The organism is Haemophilus parainfluenzae, from assembly GCF_003252795.1.
In the GTDB taxonomy this organism is placed as follows: domain Bacteria; phylum Pseudomonadota; class Gammaproteobacteria; order Enterobacterales; family Pasteurellaceae; genus Haemophilus_D; species Haemophilus_D parainfluenzae_K.
Genome location: NZ_QEPQ01000001.1, coordinates 392,953 through 411,645, shown reverse-complemented (window position 1 = coordinate 411,645; position 18,693 = coordinate 392,953). Strand labels below are relative to the sequence as shown.

Here is an 18,693-nt window from a genome sequence, read left to right as displayed (position 1 = left end):
TCATTCGTTTTAGGAAATCTTATGAATAAATCTTTAGCAAAATTACTTTCAAGTGCGGTTGTTTTAGGGAGTGTTTTTTTCTCGTTACAAACAACAGCCTCACCACAAGACTGGCAACGTATTAAACGTCCAATTCCTGCAGCAGATGGTAAAGCGAATCCAATTGGTAGCTATTCGAATGGTTGTATTATCGGGGCGGAGCCATTGCCTTATAAAGGTGAGGGATACCAAGTCATTCGTATGAATAAAAACCGCTATTATGGTCATCCGGATATGATTGCTTACTTACAGCGTCTTGGACAAAAGGCGAAGTCTGCAGGCTTACCAACGATGTTAGTTGGGGATATTGCTATGCCGGGTGGTGGTCGCTTTTTAACAGGGCATGCAAGCCATCAAATGGGATTAGATGCGGATATTTGGTTGCGAATGGGCACCATGACAGACAGCGAAGCGCTAAATTCTGATGGAAAAGGCTTGCTTGTGGTGAACCGTCAAACACAACGTGTTGATGAAAATGTGTGGAATAATAATCATGCAACGCTAATTAAACTGGCGGCACAAGATCCCAAAGTCACGCGTATTTTTGTGAATCCAGCAATTAAATTAAAACTTTGTCAAACTGCGGGAGATGATCGTACCTGGTTACACAAAATTCGTCCATGGTTTGGTCATGATTCACATTTCCACGTGCGCATTGCTTGTCCGAAAGATGCAGCTTATTGTGAAGATCAAGCACCTGTACCAGCAGGCGATGGTTGTGGTGATGAACTTTATTCTTGGTTTGAACCCGCAAAACCCGGTTCAGGCTCTTCTAAACCAAAAGTGACACCGCCAGAACCGTTCTTGTGCCAACAAGTGTTGAGTTCGCCAAATAGTAGCGAATGGTTAGAGTAGGAGTTAAATCATGGAGTTGGGGATTGATATATTAGCCATGCTTTTTGCTGCTGCCTTTATTGCCGCATTTATTGATGCGATAGCGGGTGGCGGAGGCTTAATTACAATCCCTGCCTTATTAATGACAGGCATGCCACCTGCGATGGCGTTAGGTACAAATAAATTACAAGCGTTTGGTGGGGCGTTGTCGGCAAGTATTTACTTTTTGCGTAAAAGAGCGGTCAATTTATCGGAGTTTTCTTTCATCTTACTGGTGATTTTTATCGGCTCGGTGATTGGTACCTTGCTTATTCAAAGTTTAGATGCGTCATTAATTAAAAAAGGGCTTCCATTTCTCATTTTAGCGATCGGTTTATACTTTTTATTTACGCCTAAATTGGGTGAAAGTGATCGTAAACAACGAATTTCTTACGCTGTTTTTGCGTTATGTTTTGGTTCACTTTTAGGTTTTTATGACGGCTTTTTTGGGCCGGGAACAGGTTCATTAATGAATCTAGCTTGTGTGACCTTACTAGGATTTAACCTCACTAAAGCGACGGCGCATGCTAAAGTCATGAATTTAACCTCAAATTTAGCCTCATTAATTTTCTTCCTAATTGGTGGTCATGTGATTTGGACTGTCGGTTTAGTGATGATGGCAGGAAGCCTGATAGGCGCAAATTTGGGTGCAAAAATGGTGATGGCAAAAGGCAAACAACTGATCAGACCGATGGTGGTGATTATGTCATTTATCATGACGATAAAAATGGCGTATGATCAAGGTTGGTTTCATTTTTAACGATTGATTATGACAGATTCTCAAAAAAAATTACGTATTACGGCTCGAACAGGTTATGAACCACATTTTTCATGGTCATATTTGCACCCCAAAAATTGGGGGATTTGGCTTGGTATTTTTGTGCTTTTGTTATTGGCTTTTGTGCCGTTTCGTTTACGCGATAAATTAGCAGAGAAACTGGCTCGTGCACTCTCGAAAAAAATTGGTAAACCACGTATTCGTGCAGAAATTAATTTGAAACTCTGTTTCCCAGATTGGACAGATGAGAAACGTAACAAAGTAATTGAAGACATGTTTGTGACGGTCGCACAAGTAATGCTTGGTATTGGAGAAATTGCCATTCGTTCTAAAAAACATTTACAAAAACGTAGCGAATTCATTGGCCTTGAGCATATCAAGCAAGCGAAAGCCGAAGGGCATAACATCATTTTGATGGTACCGCATGGTTGGGCGATTGATGCATCTGGCATTATTTTACATACACACGGCATGCCTATGACATCAATGTATAACCCACACCGAAATCCGTTGGTGGATTGGTTATGGACTTTAGCGCGTCAACGTTTTGGCGGAAAAATGCATGCTCGCCAAAATGGGATTAAGCCGTTTTTAGCGCACATCAAGCAAGGTCAAATGGGGTACTATCTTCCAGATGAGGATTTTGGTGCAGAGCAAAGTGTCTTTGTGGATTTCTTTGCCACTTATAAAGCTACCCTTCCTGGGTTAAACAAAATGGCGAAATTGGCAAAAGCGGTGGTTATTCCAATGTTTCCACGCTATAACGCTAAGAATGGCAAGTATGAAATGGAAATTCGCCCACCGATGCAATTAAGCGACGATCCTGAGCAATCAGCCCGTGCGATGAACGAGGAAATTGAGTATTTCGTTACGCCAACCCCAGAACAATATGTCTGGATTTTACAGCTTCTTCGTACTCGAAAAGACGGAGAAGATATTTACCCAGATTAATTCATTTTATTTACAAAAGTGCGGTCAAAATTCACCGCACTTTTGTATTTTTCTATGCTAGAATGCGAGCCTAAAAACAGGATTTTTTCTTACTCTTTTTTGAGCAATTATTTATGAACAAACAACTTGAATTAATCAAATCTTCTATCAAATCTATCCCAAATCATCCCAAAGAAGGCATCATTTTCCGTGATATCACGAGCTTACTCGAAGTGCCTGCGGCTTTCAAAGCCACAATCGATTTGATCGTTGAAAAGTATAAAGATCAAGGTCTCACAAAAGTAATAGGTACCGAGTCTCGTGGATTTATTTTTGGTGCGCCAGTTGCATTAGCCTTAGGCTTGCCATTTATCCCTGTTCGTAAACCGGGCAAATTACCTCGTGAAGTGATTGCACAGTCTTATCAATTAGAATACGGTCAAGACACCCTTGAATTGCACACTGATGCCATTTCGCAAGGTGATAATGTGTTAATCATTGATGACTTGTTAGCAACGGGTGGAACAGTTGAAGCTACCGTGAAATTAGTTCAACGTTTAGGTGGTGAAGTGAAACATGCTGCCTTTGTGATTAATTTGCCAGAATTAGGGGGCGAAAAACGCTTACGTGATTTAGGCATTGATTGCTACACCTTAGTGAATTTTGAAGGCCATTAATTTTTAAAGGGATGCGATGAGCTACCAAGTTTTAGCCAGAAAATGGCGACCAAAAAACTTTTCTGAAGTAGTGGGGCAAAGCCATGTGCTCACTGCTTTGGAAAACGGTTTAAAAGAAAACCGTTTACATCATGCTTATTTATTTTCCGGCACCCGTGGCGTGGGGAAAACCTCTATTGCTCGTTTATTTGCGAAGGGCTTGAACTGCGTAAACGGTATTACTGCCGATCCTTGCGGTGAATGTGAAAACTGCAAAGCGATCGAAGCGGGCAACTTTATTGATTTAATTGAAATCGATGCGGCTTCTCGTACTAAAGTAGAAGATACCCGTGAGCTATTAGACAACGTGCAATATAAGCCGGTAGTGGGGCGTTATAAAGTCTATCTCATCGATGAAGTGCATATGCTTTCCCGCCATTCTTTCAATGCATTGTTAAAAACCTTGGAAGAACCACCTGAATATGTGAAATTCTTATTGGCTACAACGGATCCACAAAAATTGCCAGTTACGATTTTATCCCGTTGTATGCAATTTCATCTCAAAGCATTAGATGAACCGCAAATTTCAGCACATCTTAATCGCGTGCTTACTGCCGAAAATATCCCTTTTGATGCGCCAGCACTAGATAAATTAGCCAAAGCAGCACAGGGTAGTATTCGTGATAGCTTAAGTTTAACGGATCAAGCCATTGCCATGGGCAACGGTAAAGTTTCCACCGATGTGGTGAATAGCATGCTTGGGCTGTTAGATGAAGACCAACCGATTGAAATCATTTACGCCTTACATCAAGGTAACGGTGAGCGTTTAATGAAAACCATCCAAACGGTGGCAGAAAAAGCAGGCGATTGGGATGAGTTACTGGCAGAAACAGCTGAGAAATTACATCAAATTGCATTAATGCAGTTACTCGCTAAAAGTGCCACAGATGAAAACGATCACTTAGGTTTTCTGGCTAAACATATTTCACCGGAAGACGTACAATTCTTCTATCAAGTAATTGTATCGGGTCGAAAAGAATTGGCTTCTGCGCCTAATCGTCGAATTGGTGCAGAAATGACATTATTGAGGGCATTGGCATTCCACCCAAAGTTCCTTACGGCAGCACAAACGCCTAAACAAGACGGGCTATCCCCTGAACAAAATACACAGAAAAGTGCGGTTGAAAATCAGCCTGTTTCTGGGTATGTAGATATGCCGGTGCTGTCGCAAAACATCAAAGCAAATTATTCTGCACAAGCGCAAAAGCCGATGGCTCAATCGGCGGTTGTGCATTCTTCACCTTCTCAACCTGTTGCCACGCAAACCACATCTTCATTGAATTTAGCTAGCCTTGCTGCGCTAGAGGCATTGAATCAATTAACGCAAATTGAGCAATCAGAGCGCCAACATCATCATGATGAACAACAAGCCGCAGTGGAAGAAACCTTACATCATCTCCAAGCGTTAGATGAGCAAAAAAATTCACCAAAAATGACCGCACTTCCAGTGCGAGAGATGACACCACCGAAAGCGACGCAAACGAAGGCAGCGGTGCCAAACCCAATTACTCAACAAGCAGAAGCGTTAAAGCAAAGTGTTGAGACGGTTGAAAATACCATTGATGACAATGCTGAAATGGATGCGGAAGAGCAAGAAATTCTGGATGCGGAAACCTATCGTTGGGAGTGGAGCAATCCGGATTTAGCCAAAGTGGATAACAGTGTGCGTCCTTCTGATATTAAACAGGCAATGTTGAAAGATGTGACACCAGAATTGCGTGAGAAAATTATTCAAATTACGCAAAAACAAGATCCTTGGACGGATATTGTCGAACGCTCAGGCGTAAGTGGTTTCTCAAAAGAGTTGGCATTAAATTGCTTTATTAAGTCGCAAACAGAAGATGAAATTCAACTCGGGCTTCATTCTGAAAAAGCGCATTTAAAACAAGATCGAAATATTAAAAATTTAGTGGAACATCTTGAACGTTTATATGAAAAACCAGTCAAATTGTCGATTTTTGTTGAAGATTCCGATGTTTTAACCCCGATGGATTACCGTAAAAAAGTGTATCAAGACTTGCGTGAACAGGCACGTACGGATTTACAGCAAGATAAAAAACTACTTTTATTACAAAAAGAGTTTGATGCAAAGTTGGATGTCGAAAGCATTCGACCAGTCTAAAACTCATTTCTCTAAATTTTAACTTTATAAAGGAAAGAATATGGCGTTTAGCTCTCTTTTTACTCTTATTGATGACATTGCATCGATTCTTGATGATGTCGCCTTGATGACCAAAATGGCAGCCAAGAAAACCGTTGGCGTAGTAGGCGATGACTTAGCCTTAAATGCTAATCAGGTAACGGGGGCATCTTCCGATCGTGAATTACCCATTGTTTGGGCAGTCACCAAAGGATCCTTAGTCAATAAAGTCATTTTAATTCCAATTGCTTTACTGCTTTCTGCATTTTTACCTTGGTTGATCGTGCCACTTCTGATGATTGGTGGGGCATATTTGTGTTTTGAAGGTGTAGAGAAAATTCTACATAAATTTATTGCTCATGAAGAGCATGAAGAAAAAACAACCTTTAATGAAGCCGCTAAAATTAAAGGGGCAATTCGTACGGATTTTATTCTTTCTGCTGAAATTATTATTATTGCATTGGGCGAATTAACCGAAGCGAGCTTGCTGACACGTATTATTTCCCTTTCAATAGTCGGTATCGGAATTACTATTTTTGTTTATGGCTTGGTCGCATTGATTGTTAGAGCGGATGATTTCGGTTTATACCTTATCAAAAAAGGTGGTGTGGCTAAGTCAATCGGGAATGCAATTTTAGTGATTATGCCAAAATTTATGCGTTCACTTAGTTTTATCGGTACGCTTGCGATGTTCTTAGTCGGTGGCGGTATTTTCGTACATAATGTGGATTTCATTCATCATTTGCTCGCTGATTATCAATTAGCAGATGGTTTACTTGGTAATGTGGCGACGTTAGTCGTGGGTGTGATTGTAGGGGCAATTGCTTGTGCAATTGTATTACCCGCAATGAAATTATTTGGTAAACACTAAAAACGAGATAAAAAATAACCGCACTTTGATGCTTTCAAGGTGCGGTTTTTTTATAGACGAAACAGATTATTTGCGGGAAGTGTAATCGCCGACACAGACCCATTTATAACTGGTTAAGGCTTCTAATCCCATTGGACCGCGAGCATGAAGTTTTTGAGTACTTACCGCCACTTCTGCGCCTAAACCAAATTGCCCACCATCAGTAAATCGAGTACTTGCATTAACATATACAGCTGCCGCATCTACTTGATTGATAAATTGAGTGGCTAGTCGTTGATTTTCCGTCAAGATACTTTCTGAATGTTGTGTGCCATATTCACGAATATGAGCAATTGCCGCATCCATATCTTCAACCACTACGACATTGAGATCGAGTGACCCCCATTCTTGGCGTAGCGCTTGTTCGGTCACTTCTTGCACATCGATATTGGCAGCTTGAAGAATCGAAAGTGCGGTCGATTTTGCATGGAATTTCACTTTTTTCTCAGCTAAATATTTCGCGAGTTTTGGTAGGAAGGTTTCTGCAATCGAGCGTTGAACTAAAAGCGTTTCCAACGTATTACATGTACTTGGACGTTGGCATTTTGCATTAGCAATCACAGCAAGGGCTTTTTCTTGGTCAGCACTTTCTTCCACAAAAAGATGGCAAACACCCACACCACCGACAATCACTGGAATGGTTGAATGTTGTTTACAAAGTTCATGTAAACCAGCTCCGCCACGAGGAATAATCATATCTACATAGCGATCCAATTTAAGTAGTTGCATTACAAGCTCACGATTCGGATCCGTAATGGCTTGGACTGCATGGCGTGGTAATCCCGCTTGTTCAAGGGCATTTTGTACTACTTCCACTAAAATTTGGTTGGAATGTTGTGTTTCTTTTCCTCCACGTAAAATCACGGCATTACCCGTTTTTAAGCAAAGGCTTGCCACATCAATGGTGACATTAGGACGCGCTTCGTAAATCGTACCAATCACGCCAAGCGGTGTACGAACTCGCTCGATCTTTAATCCGCTATCTAAGGTGCTCCCATCAATGATTTTCCCCACAGGATCCGCAAGAGAAATCACATGGCGGACATCATTCGCAATACCTTTTAGGCGCTCTTCGGTTAATAAAAGGCGATCAATTAAGGCTTCAGATAAGCCATTTTGTTTCGCAATTTCAATATCTTTTTGGTTTGCGGCAAGAATATGATCCGCTTGTTGTTCTAATTGATCTGCAATAATGCTGAGCGCATGATTTTTTTCAGTGGTGTTTAACTGCGCTAAAATAAAGGCCGCATCTTTGGCCTGTTTGCCCATTTGTTCTAACATATCGAATCCCTTGTTATTTCAACAAAAATATGGTGTAGCTTATCGTAAAAATGCGTAAGGTGAAATGATTAAAATTAAGGATTTTGTGAATTCGGTGTGAATGGTTTATGATTTGCCAAGTTTTATGCTAGATGGCATATTTTAAAGCACATTTTTTCACTTTCAGTATTTCTTGAAGTAAAAATGGTTGTAATAAAATATCTTAAAAATATGATGAGATTTTGTAGGGAAAATATGAAAAAATTATCAAAATCGCCAATAAATAATACATTATGCTTTAGAAATATTAACTTTAATGGATTTTCGACAAGTAACAAATGGGTGGGTTACTTTGGAGCAAATGATTTAGGTGATACGGCTAACATAAAAAGAGCTTCTAAATTGCTTAAAAGATTTTTTTCTGAAGATTTGGACGGTTTTTTCCTTATTAGTGCTCTAGTATATGATGATAATTCAGAGGTAGATGATGAATTAAAACAATCTGGCTATTTAGAAGAATACTTGAGTTTATATGAAGAAGCCAAGAAGAGTAATTTCTTAAATGAGTATACTGGTGTTTATGAAGATTATTTTGAATCAATCGATTTGAAAAATGAGCCACAACCTCCAATAAGTATATTTAACATGCATTTTGATTCCAATAAGATCTTCTTGTATTGTGAGTTGGTTATTGCTTTTTATTTTGGAAAAGTTTGTGGTGGTATTTGTTTTTTAATTAATCCTAAGTTAGGAATTGCACTTTATCCGCACGATGATATCGGTTATGGCTGTATCTCTCTTACAGATGACACATCTTTAGCAGAGCGTTTCCTCGAGTTTTGTAATGAAGATAAATATTTCTATTCCATTTTCGATGAAGAATTAGCATAAACAAATGTTTGTATAGCTATTACTTACTTCGTTTTCTTCGGTAATTTATCATTTGTTTCCTCTTCTTGCTCTTGGAAATCGAAAACGGGTAAGCCCCAGCCGAATCGAACAGCAAGTAAACGCAGTGCAAAACCGCTGAATAACGTGAGTAAAATTGAAAGCGTGTGTTCTAATTGAATGTATTGGAATGCCATATACATAGCAGCAGAGAAGAATGATACACTGGCGTAAAGTTCTTTTTGGAATACAAGGGGAATGCGGTTACAAAGTAAATCACGCAACACACCACCAAATGCACCCGTTACTGTTGCCGCAATGGATGTAACGGTAAAACCATAGCCCATATCAATGGCAATTTGCGCACCGATAATGGAATATACGATTAATCCTAAAGCATCTAACACCAAGAAAATCGTGCGGAAGTAGCGCATGAAATGTTTGATGAAGGGCGCGATAAAAACCGTTAATACCGCTGCACCAGCCACCATAATGAAATATTCAGGATGTTTAACCCAGCCAAGCGGGTAGTGTCCAAGTAAGACATCGCGTACCGAACCGCCACCAATCGCCGTCACACAGGCAATAATAATTACCCCAAAAATATCCATTTTTTCTCGTCCAGCGGCTAATGCACCGGTAATTCCTTCGGCAGTTATTCCAATAATATAAAGTACGCTTAATAGCATTTTTTGTGGTTCCTAAAGTGCGGTTATAATTTTGCTTATTTTAAAAGGGAATGAGTCAAAATGCACGAAAGCCATTAAAAAAAGCTGTAAATTTTGGCATAATGACGCCTTCTTTTTCTAATCGAGAATCTTATGTCAGAAGAACAATCCAAACCCTTAGCCGCATTTCTTGCTATCTTGCCAATTGGGTTGCTATTAATTATTGAATGTTTTGCAGAGTCTTTGCAATCTGCTGAAAAACTGATTCCTCATTTAGCCTTTGGTGTGCTGATTGCGCAGCTACTTTGTTTGGTTGCCTTTATTAAAGGCGAAATTTGTCCAGGACAACGCGGACGTTTAATCAAAGCAAATGTCTATTTTGCACTTTATTGGTTAGTTTGGCTTGGAATGAGCTTAGCCTCACCACATCATTACGTGATGACTGATATTGTTAGCTTATGCGGATTATCTGCCGTATATGCAGTATGGAAACAACCTAAAGATGAATCAGCTCGCCGTGGTTTTCTCTTAATGGCATCATTGGTGAGTGGATTGGGTGTAATTGCCTATTTGATGATTTTCTTCGGCAATCCAACACCAAATTTCGTGCAATATAATCCATTGGCACAAGCGGTGATGGGCGTATTATTAGCGAATTTATGTTTGTCTGTTTCTCGTAATCGTCTGCAAGGTTTCATTGCGTTACTGCCATTATTGATGATTTTACTGCTTGCACTGAATGCGTTAGCAGTACTGATCTTTATTATTTATCAAGATGTAAGTGCGGTCAGTTTTGATGGTGTTTTCGCATACGGTATTTATTTTGTTCTTCATTTAGTAATAGCAGGGGTATTGCTTTTGCATAGTGTTAATAAATGGAAACTCAGTTATAACAGCTTACTCATTTTGTTCTTTGTGGCGGCGAGTTTGGCTGTCTGGGCAATGTTCATTTAATGGATAAAATAAAATCTTATGCCGCCCCGATGTTAGTCGTGGGCTGCGTGCTATTCGGTTTAGGAAGCCTAATTGTTAAGTTTGTGCCAGTAGGTGGTTATGCCATTGCATTTTGGCGTTTACTTATTGCCTCTTTTATTTTCTGGTTCTTAATGAAATTAAAAAGACAGCGTTTCCCGAAAAGCCGTAAAGCGATGATGTATGCCGCATTAGCTGGCATCTTTTTAGCCTTTGATTTATCTTTTTGGCATGAAAGTGTATATGCCGTAGGGCCGGGTATTTCAACATTGCTGAATAGCTTGCAGATTTTCTTTTTGGCCGCAATTGGCTATTTTTTCTTTGGTGAACGCCAAACGAAATTACAAATGTTAAGCCTTTTTCTAGCGGTTGCGGGTGTTGTCTTAATCTCAGGGGAAGAGCTACAGCATAATTTTGACGGTATGTACGGCATTATCATTGGGCTCATTTCTGCAGGCATGCTTGCCACTTCAATGATTATGATTAAAAAAGTGCACGAAGAAGAACCCAGCGCTTTATTTTCGTTAATGTTTATTTTGAGTTTAAGTGGGGCGATTGTCTTAATTGTCCCTTCGCTAATTTTTAATCCTGATAATCTTTATCCCACCACTTTCACTGATTGGGGATTGGTGTTTATTTATGGTGCAGTGATGCAATGTGTCGCCTGGGGCATGATTGCTTATACCATTCCTTATTTGCCGTTAGGTTTAACCGGTTTGTTGCTTCTTTCTGAACCGGTGGTTGCGCTCGTAATTGATTACTTTGGATTAGATAAGCCCATCAATCATTGGCAATGGGCGGGGGCAGTGCTGACATTAGTGGCGATTTATCTTGGCTCTCAAAAAAATAAAACCGCTTAAAACAAAAAAGTGCGGTAAATTTCACCGCACTTTGCCTTCACATTAAACCAATTACTCAGCTGCTTTCTTTTTCAAGTATTGATAGAGCTCGTCTTTAATCCGTAATTTTTCTTTTTTCAAGTTCTCAATTTCCGTATGAGTAGCGAGTTCTATGTTATCAATCTTATTTTTGATCTCTTGGTCTAACACATTGTGTTTTTCAAACAAGCGATCAAAATAAGCATCTTTGTTTTTGAGATTAGTAATTAAATCGCGAAATTCAGGAAACATAGGTTACTCCTCTTGGTTAACGTTCATTTTCATTATAGAACTTTTTTTTGCTGTTTCTAGTGCCTCATTCTCAGAATTTGACAGAGATCACAAAATTAAATCATGGCAAAGTGCGGCCATAAAATTGGATATTTTTGAAGAGGTTAATAAAAGAAAAATCAGGGTTTTAACTGGTTTATTTGATCAAAGCACGCTAGAATAAAGGTATCTGTTTCATAATGAAAAATAAGGAATTCCAATGATCGATCCAAATTTACTCCGTAATAATCTGGCTGAAGTAGCAGAAAAATTAAAAGTAAAACGTAACTTTATTCTTGATACGGAAAAACTTACCGCATTAGAAGAACAACGCAAAGATTTACAAGTAAAAACTGAAACATTACAAGCAGAGCGTAACGCACGTTCCAAAGCTATTGGTGCAGCAAAAGCACGTGGTGAAGATATTGCACCATTATTGGCTGAAGTAGATAACATGGGCGAACAGCTTAATGAAGCGAAAACCCAACTTGATGCGGTGTTAGCAGAAATCAATCAAATCGCATTAAGCATTCCAAACCTTCCAGCAGATGAAGTGCCATTAGGTAAAGATGATACTGAAAATAAAGAAATTTTACGTTGGGGTACACCGCGTACCTTTGATTTTGAGATCAAAGATCACGTGTCATTAGGTGAAGATGCCAATGGCTTAGATTTTGCTGCAGGAGCTAAATTAGCGGGTGCGCGTTTTGCGGTAATGAAAGGTCAAATTGCTAAAATGCACCGTGCATTAGCACAGTTCATGTTAGATCTTCATACCGAACAACATGGTTATTTAGAAACTTATGTGCCTTATTTAGTTAACCATGCGACTCTTTATGGTACAGGCCAATTACCAAAATTCGGTGAAGATTTATTCCATACTTTAGCGTTAGAAGGTGAGCAACCTTACGCATTAATTCCAACAGCGGAAGTGCCAGTGACTAACCTTGTACGTGATGTAATTATTGATGAAGCAGAATTGCCAATCAAAATGACCGCACATACACCATGTTTCCGTTCTGAAGCGGGATCTTATGGTCGTGATACTCGTGGTTTAATTCGTATGCACCAATTCGATAAAGTAGAAATGGTACAAATCGTCGATCCAGATAAATCAATGGAAGCACTTGAAGAATTAACCGGCCATGCAGAAAAAGTATTACAGCTTTTAAATCTACCATATCGTAAAGTCTTACTTTGTACCGGAGATATGGGCTTTGGTTCTTGCAAAACTTACGACTTAGAAGTGTGGGTGCCTGCACAAAATACTTATCGTGAGATTTCTTCTTGCTCAAATATGTGGGATTTCCAAGCACGTCGTATGCAGGCACGTTGCAAAGCGAAAGGGGATAAGAAAACTCGCTTAGTGCATACATTAAATGGTTCAGGTTTAGCAGTTGGCCGTACATTAGTGGCCGTGCTTGAGAACTACCAAAATGCAGACGGCTCAATTACGGTGCCAGAAGTATTACGTCCTTACATGGGCGGATTAGAAGTGATCTGCAAATAATTAATAATATATTAATTCAATTTAGGGCTAATTTTTATTAGCCCTTTCTTTCATTTAGATAAATGAGATTTTTATTCTAGTCTTTGAGATAAATCCACATCAATATTCATGCATTTAGAGGTAATCTTATAAGGTATCAATTTTTAGGAGAATAATAATGACTGATAAACGACCATTTCCATTACCAACAGGCTATTTTGCGATTCCATTAGGTTTAAGCGCTTTATCTTTAGCCTGGTTGCATATGGGCGATACGCTCTCTTTTTCTCTAAATGTGAGTGATATTATTGGCATAACGTCTGTTTCAGTATGGGCACTTTTCGTCTTGCTCTATATTTATAAAATGATTTATTTCTCTCAAGAAGTACAAGATGAATATTGTTGTCCGATACGTTTTTCTTTTCTTGCATTAATACCGATTACAACGATGTTAAGCGGGGATGTTCTGTATCGCTGGTTTCCTCTTATTGGTGAGGGATTAATTTGGATCGGGACAATTGGGCAATTATTGTTTGCTTCAGTGCGAATTAGTGCGTTATGGAAAGATGGCACATTTGAGGAAAAATCGACACTGCCACCTTTTTATTTGCCCTCTGTGGCGACTAACTTTACAAGTGCCTCATCATTAGCCTTGTTAGGCTATCAAGATTTAGGCTATTTGTTCTTAGGTGCAGGGATGATTGCTTGGATTATTTATGAACCGGTGTTATTCCAACGTTTACGCGTGTTGCAGATTGAACCCCAATTTCGTCCAACAATGGGGATCATTCTTGCCCCAGCATTTGTGGGCTCGTCGGCTTACTTATCGCTTAATGGGGGAGAGATCGATCTTTTCGTTAAGCTCTTATGGGGATACGGTTTTTTACAAATGTTCTTTTTAATTCGCCTGTTTCCTTGGATTAGTGAAAAAGGACTGAATATTGGGTTCTGGGCTTTTTCATTCGGATTAGCTTCTTTAGCGAATGGGGCGGTTTCTTTTGTTCATCATAACGTACTGAGCGGATTGGCAAACGGTGCATTTATCTTTGCTAACGTGATGATGAGCGGTTTGGTGCTGATGACATTAGGAAAAATTTTCAAAGGACAATTTTGGTTAAAATAGCTTAAATAAAAAGTGCGGTTAAAAATGACCGCACTTTTTTTATGAATTTTTTAAATAACAACCTATCATTTACAAAAACTAGACATGTCGTTTTGCTGTTGATGTAAATGCAATTTTATCTGGTCGATAGCTAATACTCCCATATTGAAACGGTCGACCATCAGCCAAATAAGTGGTACTCGTCACATTCACAACCATGTCATACTCACCAAGATCGATCGCATTTTTTTCTTCTTCGTTTGCATAGCGAAAGACAATTTTTCGTTGAGAGTGACTAATTTTTAATTTTAATTCGTTTTCTAAATAGTGATAAATAGAGTGTTCAGCGATTTCTCGGCTAATAAAAGGTACGATGCGGCGATCAAAATAAGAAACCTCATATTCAACGGCTTCGCCATCAATTTCACGGAGGCGAGCAATACGGTAGAAATCAATCTGGTCATCGACATTAAAAATATGCATCAGCTCTTCTTCACCTTGCACAATATACAAGCTGGTTAATGTGGTTTTTACTTGATGTGTTGAAGCACTATTTAACTCGCTGACGGTTTTAATTTCGGAAAGCATTTGTGGTTTAGATAAATCATGTTTTAAAACAATCGAATTTCTGCCTTGTTGCTTTTGAATATAGCCATCAATTTCAAGTAAGGAAAGCGCTTTTCGAATAGTATCTTTAGAAAAACCATAGCTTTGCATAAGTTCATTTTCACTCGGGAGTTCTTGCAATGGTGCTAAATTACCATTATTAATTTGGCTTTTTATCTCGTTATAGACCTGCTTGTACTTGCTCATTTCTTATCCTTTTATCAGCCGCTCCATAAATGTGTTAATAGCATATCATAAAATCCTTAATGTTATACGTATAAATTTTAATGAAAACCAATCTTTTACGAAAATGTTCTAAACTTTTACGTATATGTTGTTGCATTAAAATATGTTTAGGTTAGAATAAGCGAAAAATGATGACGTCCTAAAGGAGATATTATGCTTACTCGTTCAAGTGGTGTTCTTATGCACATTACCTCACTACCAAATGCATTTGGGATTGGTAGTTTTGGGCAATCCGCTTATGATTTTGTCGATTTTTTAGTTGAAACCAAACAAACTTATTGGCAAATTCTTCCACTCACTACCACCAGTTATGGTGATTCTCCTTATCAATCTTTCTCTGCGGTTGCAGGTAATACTCATCTTATTGATTTTGATTTATTAACCCAAATGGGCTTGTTGAAAGAATCGGATTATGCTTCGGTCAATTTTGGTGATGATCCAACTAGCGTGGATTATGAACGTATCTTCTACGCGCGCCGTCCGATTTTAGAAACAGCCGTGAAAAATTTTTTAGAGAATCAATCATTCCAAGCTGATTTCAAACACTTCGAGAAAAGCAATCGTTTGTGGTTGGATGATTTTGCTGAGTTTATGGCAATTAAAGAGCATTTTGGCAATCAAGCATTGCAAAAATGGGATGATAAAAAAGCTGTGGCTCGAGATCCAAGTGCATTGGAAAAATATCGCACCATGTTAGCGGAGCAAATTCAGTACTTTAAAGTGACGCAATATTTCTTCTTCAAACAATGGACTGAATTAAAAAATTACGCAAATCAAAAAGGCATTAAGATTATCGGTGATATGCCGATTTATGTGGCGGCAGATAGCGTTGAAGTTTGGACAAAACCAGAACTCTTCCAATTAGATGAAGAACGCAATCCGCTTTTTGTCGCGGGGGTCCCAGCCGATCAATTCAGTGCAACAGGACAACTTTGGGGCAATCCGCTTTACGCTTGGGAAGAACATAAAAAACAAGGCTACGCTTGGTGGATTCACCGCATTGAAGAAAGCTTCAAAATTTATGATGTACTACGTATCGACCATTTCAAAGGTTTCTCTGATTATTGGCAAGTAGATGGAAAAGCAGAGGTGGCTAAAGATGGTAGCTGGCAGCCAGGCCCAGGTTATGACTTATTTAAAGCCGTTAAAGAGCAATTGGGCGATTTACCGATTATTGCCGAAGATTTAGGTAATATTGATGACAAAGCCAGAAAATTGCTTACAGACTGTAACTATCCTGGCATGAAGATTCTGCAATTTGGCTTTGAAGATGTTAGCGGAGAAAGCTTAGATAGCCCGCATTATTGCATCCCGCATTCCATTGTTTATACCGGCACACATGATAACGATGTGACCAATGGTTGGTATAACAGCCTGACTGAACAACAGCAGCAATATATCAATGATTATACGCATCGCCATGAGGATGAATCGATTTGTCAGGCGATGATTCGTCAGCTCTTTGCAACGGTTAGCAATACGGCGATTGCCACAATGCAAGATGTTTTAGATTTGCCTGCGAGTTCAAGAATGAATGTTCCTTCAACAATTGGTGGAAACTGGCAATGGAGAATGCAGCAATCAGATTTAACGCAAGATAAAAAAGACTTTTTAGCAAAAATGACCACGTTATATCAACGTGCTAATCAGGAAAAAACAATGATTAAATTTAGTACATTTGTAAAAAACGAAACCAATAAATCGCTTGAGCAATTAAGTGATAAAGAAACTTATATTCAATTATTAAATTACGTAAAAGCACTTTCTGCAGATAAACCTAAAAATGCGGGTAAACGTAAGGTTTACTATATCTCAGCAGAGTTTTTAATTGGTAAATTACTTTCTAATAACTTGATTAACCTTGGTGTGTATCAAGATATCAAAGCGGAATTAGAAAGTGCGGGTAAATCATTAAGCCATATTGAAGATATTGAGCCAGAACCATCTTTAGGAAATGGTGGTTTAGGGCGTTTGGCTTCTTGTTTTATTGATTCCATGTCTACCCTTGGCTTAAATGCTGAGGGGGTTGGTTTAAATTATCATTATGGGTTGTTCAAACAGGTCTTTAAAAAGAATGAACAACATGCTGAACCTAATGATTGGATTGAGGATAACTCTTGGTTAATTCCAACAGATATTAGCTATGAAGTACCATTTAAGAAATTTACATTAACCTCTAAATTAGATCGTATTGATATTTTAGGTTATAAGAAAGATACGAAGAACTATCTCAATTTGTTTGATATTCAATCAGTGAATCCTAAACTGATTAAAAAAGGTATCGAGTTTGATAAAACTGCGATTGAAGAAAATCTGACTTTATTCCTTTACCCAGATGATTCAGATAAAAACGGGGAATTATTACGTATTTATCAACAATACTTCATGGTATCAAATGCGGCACAATTATTAATTGATGAAGCGATTGCGCGTGGTAGTAACTTACATGATTTAGCTGATTATGCGTATGTACAGATCAATGATACACACCCTTCAATGGTGATTCCTGAATTAATTCGCTTATTAACCGAAAAACATCAGATTAAATTTGCAGAAGCTGTTGAAATCGTACGTAATATGGTGGGCTATACCAACCATACCATTTTGGCTGAAGCATTAGAAAAATGGCCGCTAGATTATTTAGATGAAGTGGTGCCACATTTAGTGGTGATCATTAAGAAATTAGATAAATTAGTGCGTGCAGAATATAAAGATCCAGCAGTACAAATTATTGATAAACAAAAACGAGTGCATATGGCACATATGGATATTCACTTTTCAAATTCGGTGAATGGTGTGGCAGCATTACATACGGAGATTTTGAAAAATTCAGAACTTAAAGCGTTTTATGCGTTATATCCTGAAAAATTCAATAATAAGACAAACGGCATTACCTTCCGTCGTTGGTTAGAGTTTTCTAACCAAGCATTAGCGGCTTACATTAAAGAATTGATTGGTGATGAGTATTTGCATGATGCAACGAAATTAGAAAAATTGTTAGCCTTTAAAGATGATAAAAAGGTTCATCAACAATTAGCGAAAATTAAGTTTGAAAACAAATTAGCACTAAAAGCATACCTTAAAGAAAATAAAGGTATTGATTTAGATGAAAATTCAATCATTGATACGCAAATTAAGCGTTTCCATGAATATAAACGCCAACAAATGAATGCGCTTTATGTGATTCATAAATACTTAGAAATTAAAGCAGGTAAATTGCCAAAACGTAAAATTACGGTAATTTTCGGCGGAAAAGCGGCACCTGCTTATATCATTGCACAGGATATTATTCACTTAATTCTTTGCTTATCTGAGTTAATCAATAATGATCCTGAAGTGAATAAGTATTTAAACGTCCATTTAGTGGAAAACTATAATGTGAGCGTGGCGGAAAAACTGATTCCTGCAACCGATATTTCAGAACAAATTTCACTTGCTTCTAAAGAAGCTTCCGGTACAGGGAATATGAAATTTATGCTTAATGGGGCGTTAACGTTAGGCACAATGGATGGCGCTAATGTTGAGATTGCAGAATTAGCCGGTGCTGAAAATATCTATACGTTCGGTAAAGATTCAGAAAGCATTATTAAACTTTATGAAACAGCAGGCTATGTTTCAAAAGAGTATTATGAAAACGACAAGGATATTAAAAGAGCGGTCGATTTTATTCTGAATCCTGCAGTAGTGAAATTAGGCAATAAAACACGTTTAGAACGTCTTTATAATGAGTTATTAAATAAAGACTGGTTTATGACGTTAATTGACTTTAATGCTTATGTTGAAGCGAAAGAACAAATCTTAGCCGATTATGAAGATCAAGATAGTTGGAATGAGAAAGTCGTTCAAAATATCGCAAAAGCGGGCTTTTTCTCATCTGACCGCACGATTGCTCAATATAATGCAGACATTTGGCATTGTGAGGGCTAAG

At 38.4% G+C, this 18,693-nt stretch carries 16 protein-coding genes; 12 read left to right on the top strand and 4 right to left on the bottom strand.

Features of this window, described 5'->3' with window-relative positions; genetic code table 11:
* Positions 1-21: 21 nt before the first annotated feature.
* The 6 genes from mepA (at position 22) to DPV81_RS01905 (ending at position 6,347) form a co-directional block, all read left to right on the top strand.
* On the top strand, positions 22-894 hold the full coding sequence (mepA, locus tag DPV81_RS01930; protein ID WP_111386475.1) for a penicillin-insensitive murein endopeptidase: 873 nt from the start codon (positions 22-24) through the stop codon (positions 892-894).
* A gap of 10 nt (positions 895-904) precedes the next feature.
* Complete coding sequence (locus tag DPV81_RS01925; protein WP_005699456.1) at positions 905-1,672, top strand: TSUP family transporter; 768 nt, start codon at positions 905-907, stop codon at positions 1,670-1,672.
* Between the two features lie 9 nt (positions 1,673-1,681).
* Positions 1,682-2,641: a lauroyl-Kdo(2)-lipid IV(A) myristoyltransferase gene (lpxM, locus tag DPV81_RS01920; RefSeq protein ID WP_111386474.1), complete on the top strand. Its 960-nt coding sequence runs from the start codon at positions 1,682-1,684 to the stop codon at positions 2,639-2,641.
* Positions 2,642-2,754: 113 nt separating this feature from the next.
* Positions 2,755-3,297 (top strand): adenine phosphoribosyltransferase, encoded by a 543-nt coding sequence (gene apt / locus DPV81_RS01915; RefSeq protein WP_005698770.1) that lies wholly within the window; start codon positions 2,755-2,757, stop codon positions 3,295-3,297.
* Positions 3,298-3,313: 16 nt separating this feature from the next.
* Positions 3,314-5,458, top strand: coding sequence for a DNA polymerase III subunit gamma/tau (dnaX, locus tag DPV81_RS01910; protein ID WP_111386472.1), 2,145 nt, complete (start codon positions 3,314-3,316; stop codon positions 5,456-5,458).
* Between the two features lie 40 nt (positions 5,459-5,498).
* Entirely contained in the window at positions 5,499-6,347 is an 849-nt protein-coding gene (locus DPV81_RS01905; RefSeq protein WP_070775532.1) for a DUF808 domain-containing protein, read from the top strand.
* Between the two features lie 66 nt (positions 6,348-6,413).
* Here the strand turns inward: DPV81_RS01905 and proA are convergent, their stop codons facing one another.
* On the bottom strand, positions 6,414-7,667 hold the full coding sequence (gene proA, locus DPV81_RS01900; RefSeq protein ID WP_111386470.1) for a glutamate-5-semialdehyde dehydrogenase: 1,254 nt from the start codon (positions 7,665-7,667) through the stop codon (positions 6,414-6,416).
* A 234-nt stretch (positions 7,668-7,901) separates the two neighbouring features.
* Here proA and DPV81_RS01895 point away from each other — a divergent pair, with 234 nt between their 5' ends.
* Positions 7,902-8,537 carry a hypothetical protein gene (locus tag DPV81_RS01895; RefSeq protein WP_111386469.1) on the top strand — a complete coding sequence of 212 codons (636 nt, stop codon included), beginning with the start codon at positions 7,902-7,904 and terminating at the stop codon, positions 8,535-8,537.
* A 23-nt stretch (positions 8,538-8,560) separates the two neighbouring features.
* On the opposite strand, the gene DPV81_RS01890 is transcribed toward DPV81_RS01895, so the two are convergent.
* Complete coding sequence (locus DPV81_RS01890; RefSeq protein ID WP_111386467.1) at positions 8,561-9,223, bottom strand: trimeric intracellular cation channel family protein; 663 nt, start codon at positions 9,221-9,223, stop codon at positions 8,561-8,563.
* Positions 9,224-9,355: 132 nt separating this feature from the next.
* Here DPV81_RS01890 and DPV81_RS01885 point away from each other — a divergent pair, with 132 nt between their 5' ends.
* Both DPV81_RS01885 and DPV81_RS01880 read left to right on the top strand, forming a co-directional pair.
* Complete coding sequence (locus DPV81_RS01885; RefSeq protein ID WP_111386466.1) at positions 9,356-10,156, top strand: HI_1241 family integral membrane domain; 801 nt, start codon at positions 9,356-9,358, stop codon at positions 10,154-10,156.
* Entirely contained in the window at positions 10,156-11,034 is an 879-nt protein-coding gene (locus DPV81_RS01880; RefSeq protein WP_111386464.1) for a DMT family transporter, read from the top strand. The genes DPV81_RS01885 and DPV81_RS01880 overlap by 1 nt, the downstream gene beginning before the upstream one ends.
* A gap of 51 nt (positions 11,035-11,085) precedes the next feature.
* On the opposite strand, the gene DPV81_RS01875 is transcribed toward DPV81_RS01880, so the two are convergent.
* Positions 11,086-11,304: an HP1242/YdcH family protein gene (locus tag DPV81_RS01875; RefSeq protein ID WP_005695756.1), complete on the bottom strand. Its 219-nt coding sequence runs from the start codon at positions 11,302-11,304 to the stop codon at positions 11,086-11,088.
* Between the two features lie 238 nt (positions 11,305-11,542).
* Between DPV81_RS01875 and serS the strand changes: the two genes are divergently transcribed.
* Positions 11,543-12,832 (top strand): serine--tRNA ligase, encoded by a 1,290-nt coding sequence (gene serS, locus DPV81_RS01870; RefSeq protein ID WP_111386463.1) that lies wholly within the window; start codon positions 11,543-11,545, stop codon positions 12,830-12,832.
* Between the two features lie 157 nt (positions 12,833-12,989).
* Complete coding sequence (gene tehA, locus DPV81_RS01865; protein WP_049373996.1) at positions 12,990-13,934, top strand: dicarboxylate transporter/tellurite-resistance protein TehA; 945 nt, start codon at positions 12,990-12,992, stop codon at positions 13,932-13,934.
* 78 nt (positions 13,935-14,012) lie between these two features.
* Here tehA and DPV81_RS01860 read toward each other — a convergent pair whose 3' ends face one another.
* A complete protein-coding gene (locus DPV81_RS01860; protein WP_005695759.1) occupies positions 14,013-14,726 on the bottom strand; it encodes a GntR family transcriptional regulator in 714 nt (237 codons plus the stop codon).
* 192 nt (positions 14,727-14,918) lie between these two features.
* Here DPV81_RS01860 and malQ point away from each other — a divergent pair, with 192 nt between their 5' ends.
* Positions 14,919-18,692, top strand: a complete 3,774-nt coding sequence (gene malQ / locus DPV81_RS01855) for a 4-alpha-glucanotransferase (protein WP_111386461.1) — start codon at positions 14,919-14,921, stop codon at positions 18,690-18,692.
* The last annotated feature ends 1 nt before the right edge of the window (position 18,693 follow it).

Coding starts and splice junctions, on each gene's coding strand:
- DPV81_RS01885 (WP_111386466.1), top strand. CDS start 9,356: ATGTCAGAAGAACAATCCAAACCCTTAGCCGCATTTCTTGCTATCTTG.
- lpxM (WP_111386474.1), top strand. CDS start 1,682: ATGACAGATTCTCAAAAAAAATTACGTATTACGGCTCGAACAGGTTAT.
- mepA (WP_111386475.1), top strand. CDS start 22: ATGAATAAATCTTTAGCAAAATTACTTTCAAGTGCGGTTGTTTTAGGG.
- DPV81_RS01890 (WP_111386467.1), bottom strand. CDS start 9,223: ATGCTATTAAGCGTACTTTATATTATTGGAATAACTGCCGAAGGAATT.
- DPV81_RS01905 (WP_070775532.1), top strand. CDS start 5,499: ATGGCGTTTAGCTCTCTTTTTACTCTTATTGATGACATTGCATCGATT.
- DPV81_RS01925 (WP_005699456.1), top strand. CDS start 905: ATGGAGTTGGGGATTGATATATTAGCCATGCTTTTTGCTGCTGCCTTT.
- DPV81_RS01895 (WP_111386469.1), top strand. CDS start 7,902: ATGAAAAAATTATCAAAATCGCCAATAAATAATACATTATGCTTTAGA.
- proA (WP_111386470.1), bottom strand. CDS start 7,667: ATGTTAGAACAAATGGGCAAACAGGCCAAAGATGCGGCCTTTATTTTA.
- tehA (WP_049373996.1), top strand. CDS start 12,990: ATGACTGATAAACGACCATTTCCATTACCAACAGGCTATTTTGCGATT.
- DPV81_RS01880 (WP_111386464.1), top strand. CDS start 10,156: ATGGATAAAATAAAATCTTATGCCGCCCCGATGTTAGTCGTGGGCTGC.
- apt (WP_005698770.1), top strand. CDS start 2,755: ATGAACAAACAACTTGAATTAATCAAATCTTCTATCAAATCTATCCCA.
- malQ (WP_111386461.1), top strand. CDS start 14,919: ATGCTTACTCGTTCAAGTGGTGTTCTTATGCACATTACCTCACTACCA.
- DPV81_RS01875 (WP_005695756.1), bottom strand. CDS start 11,304: ATGTTTCCTGAATTTCGCGATTTAATTACTAATCTCAAAAACAAAGAT.
- DPV81_RS01860 (WP_005695759.1), bottom strand. CDS start 14,726: ATGAGCAAGTACAAGCAGGTCTATAACGAGATAAAAAGCCAAATTAAT.
- serS (WP_111386463.1), top strand. CDS start 11,543: ATGATCGATCCAAATTTACTCCGTAATAATCTGGCTGAAGTAGCAGAA.
- dnaX (WP_111386472.1), top strand. CDS start 3,314: ATGAGCTACCAAGTTTTAGCCAGAAAATGGCGACCAAAAAACTTTTCT.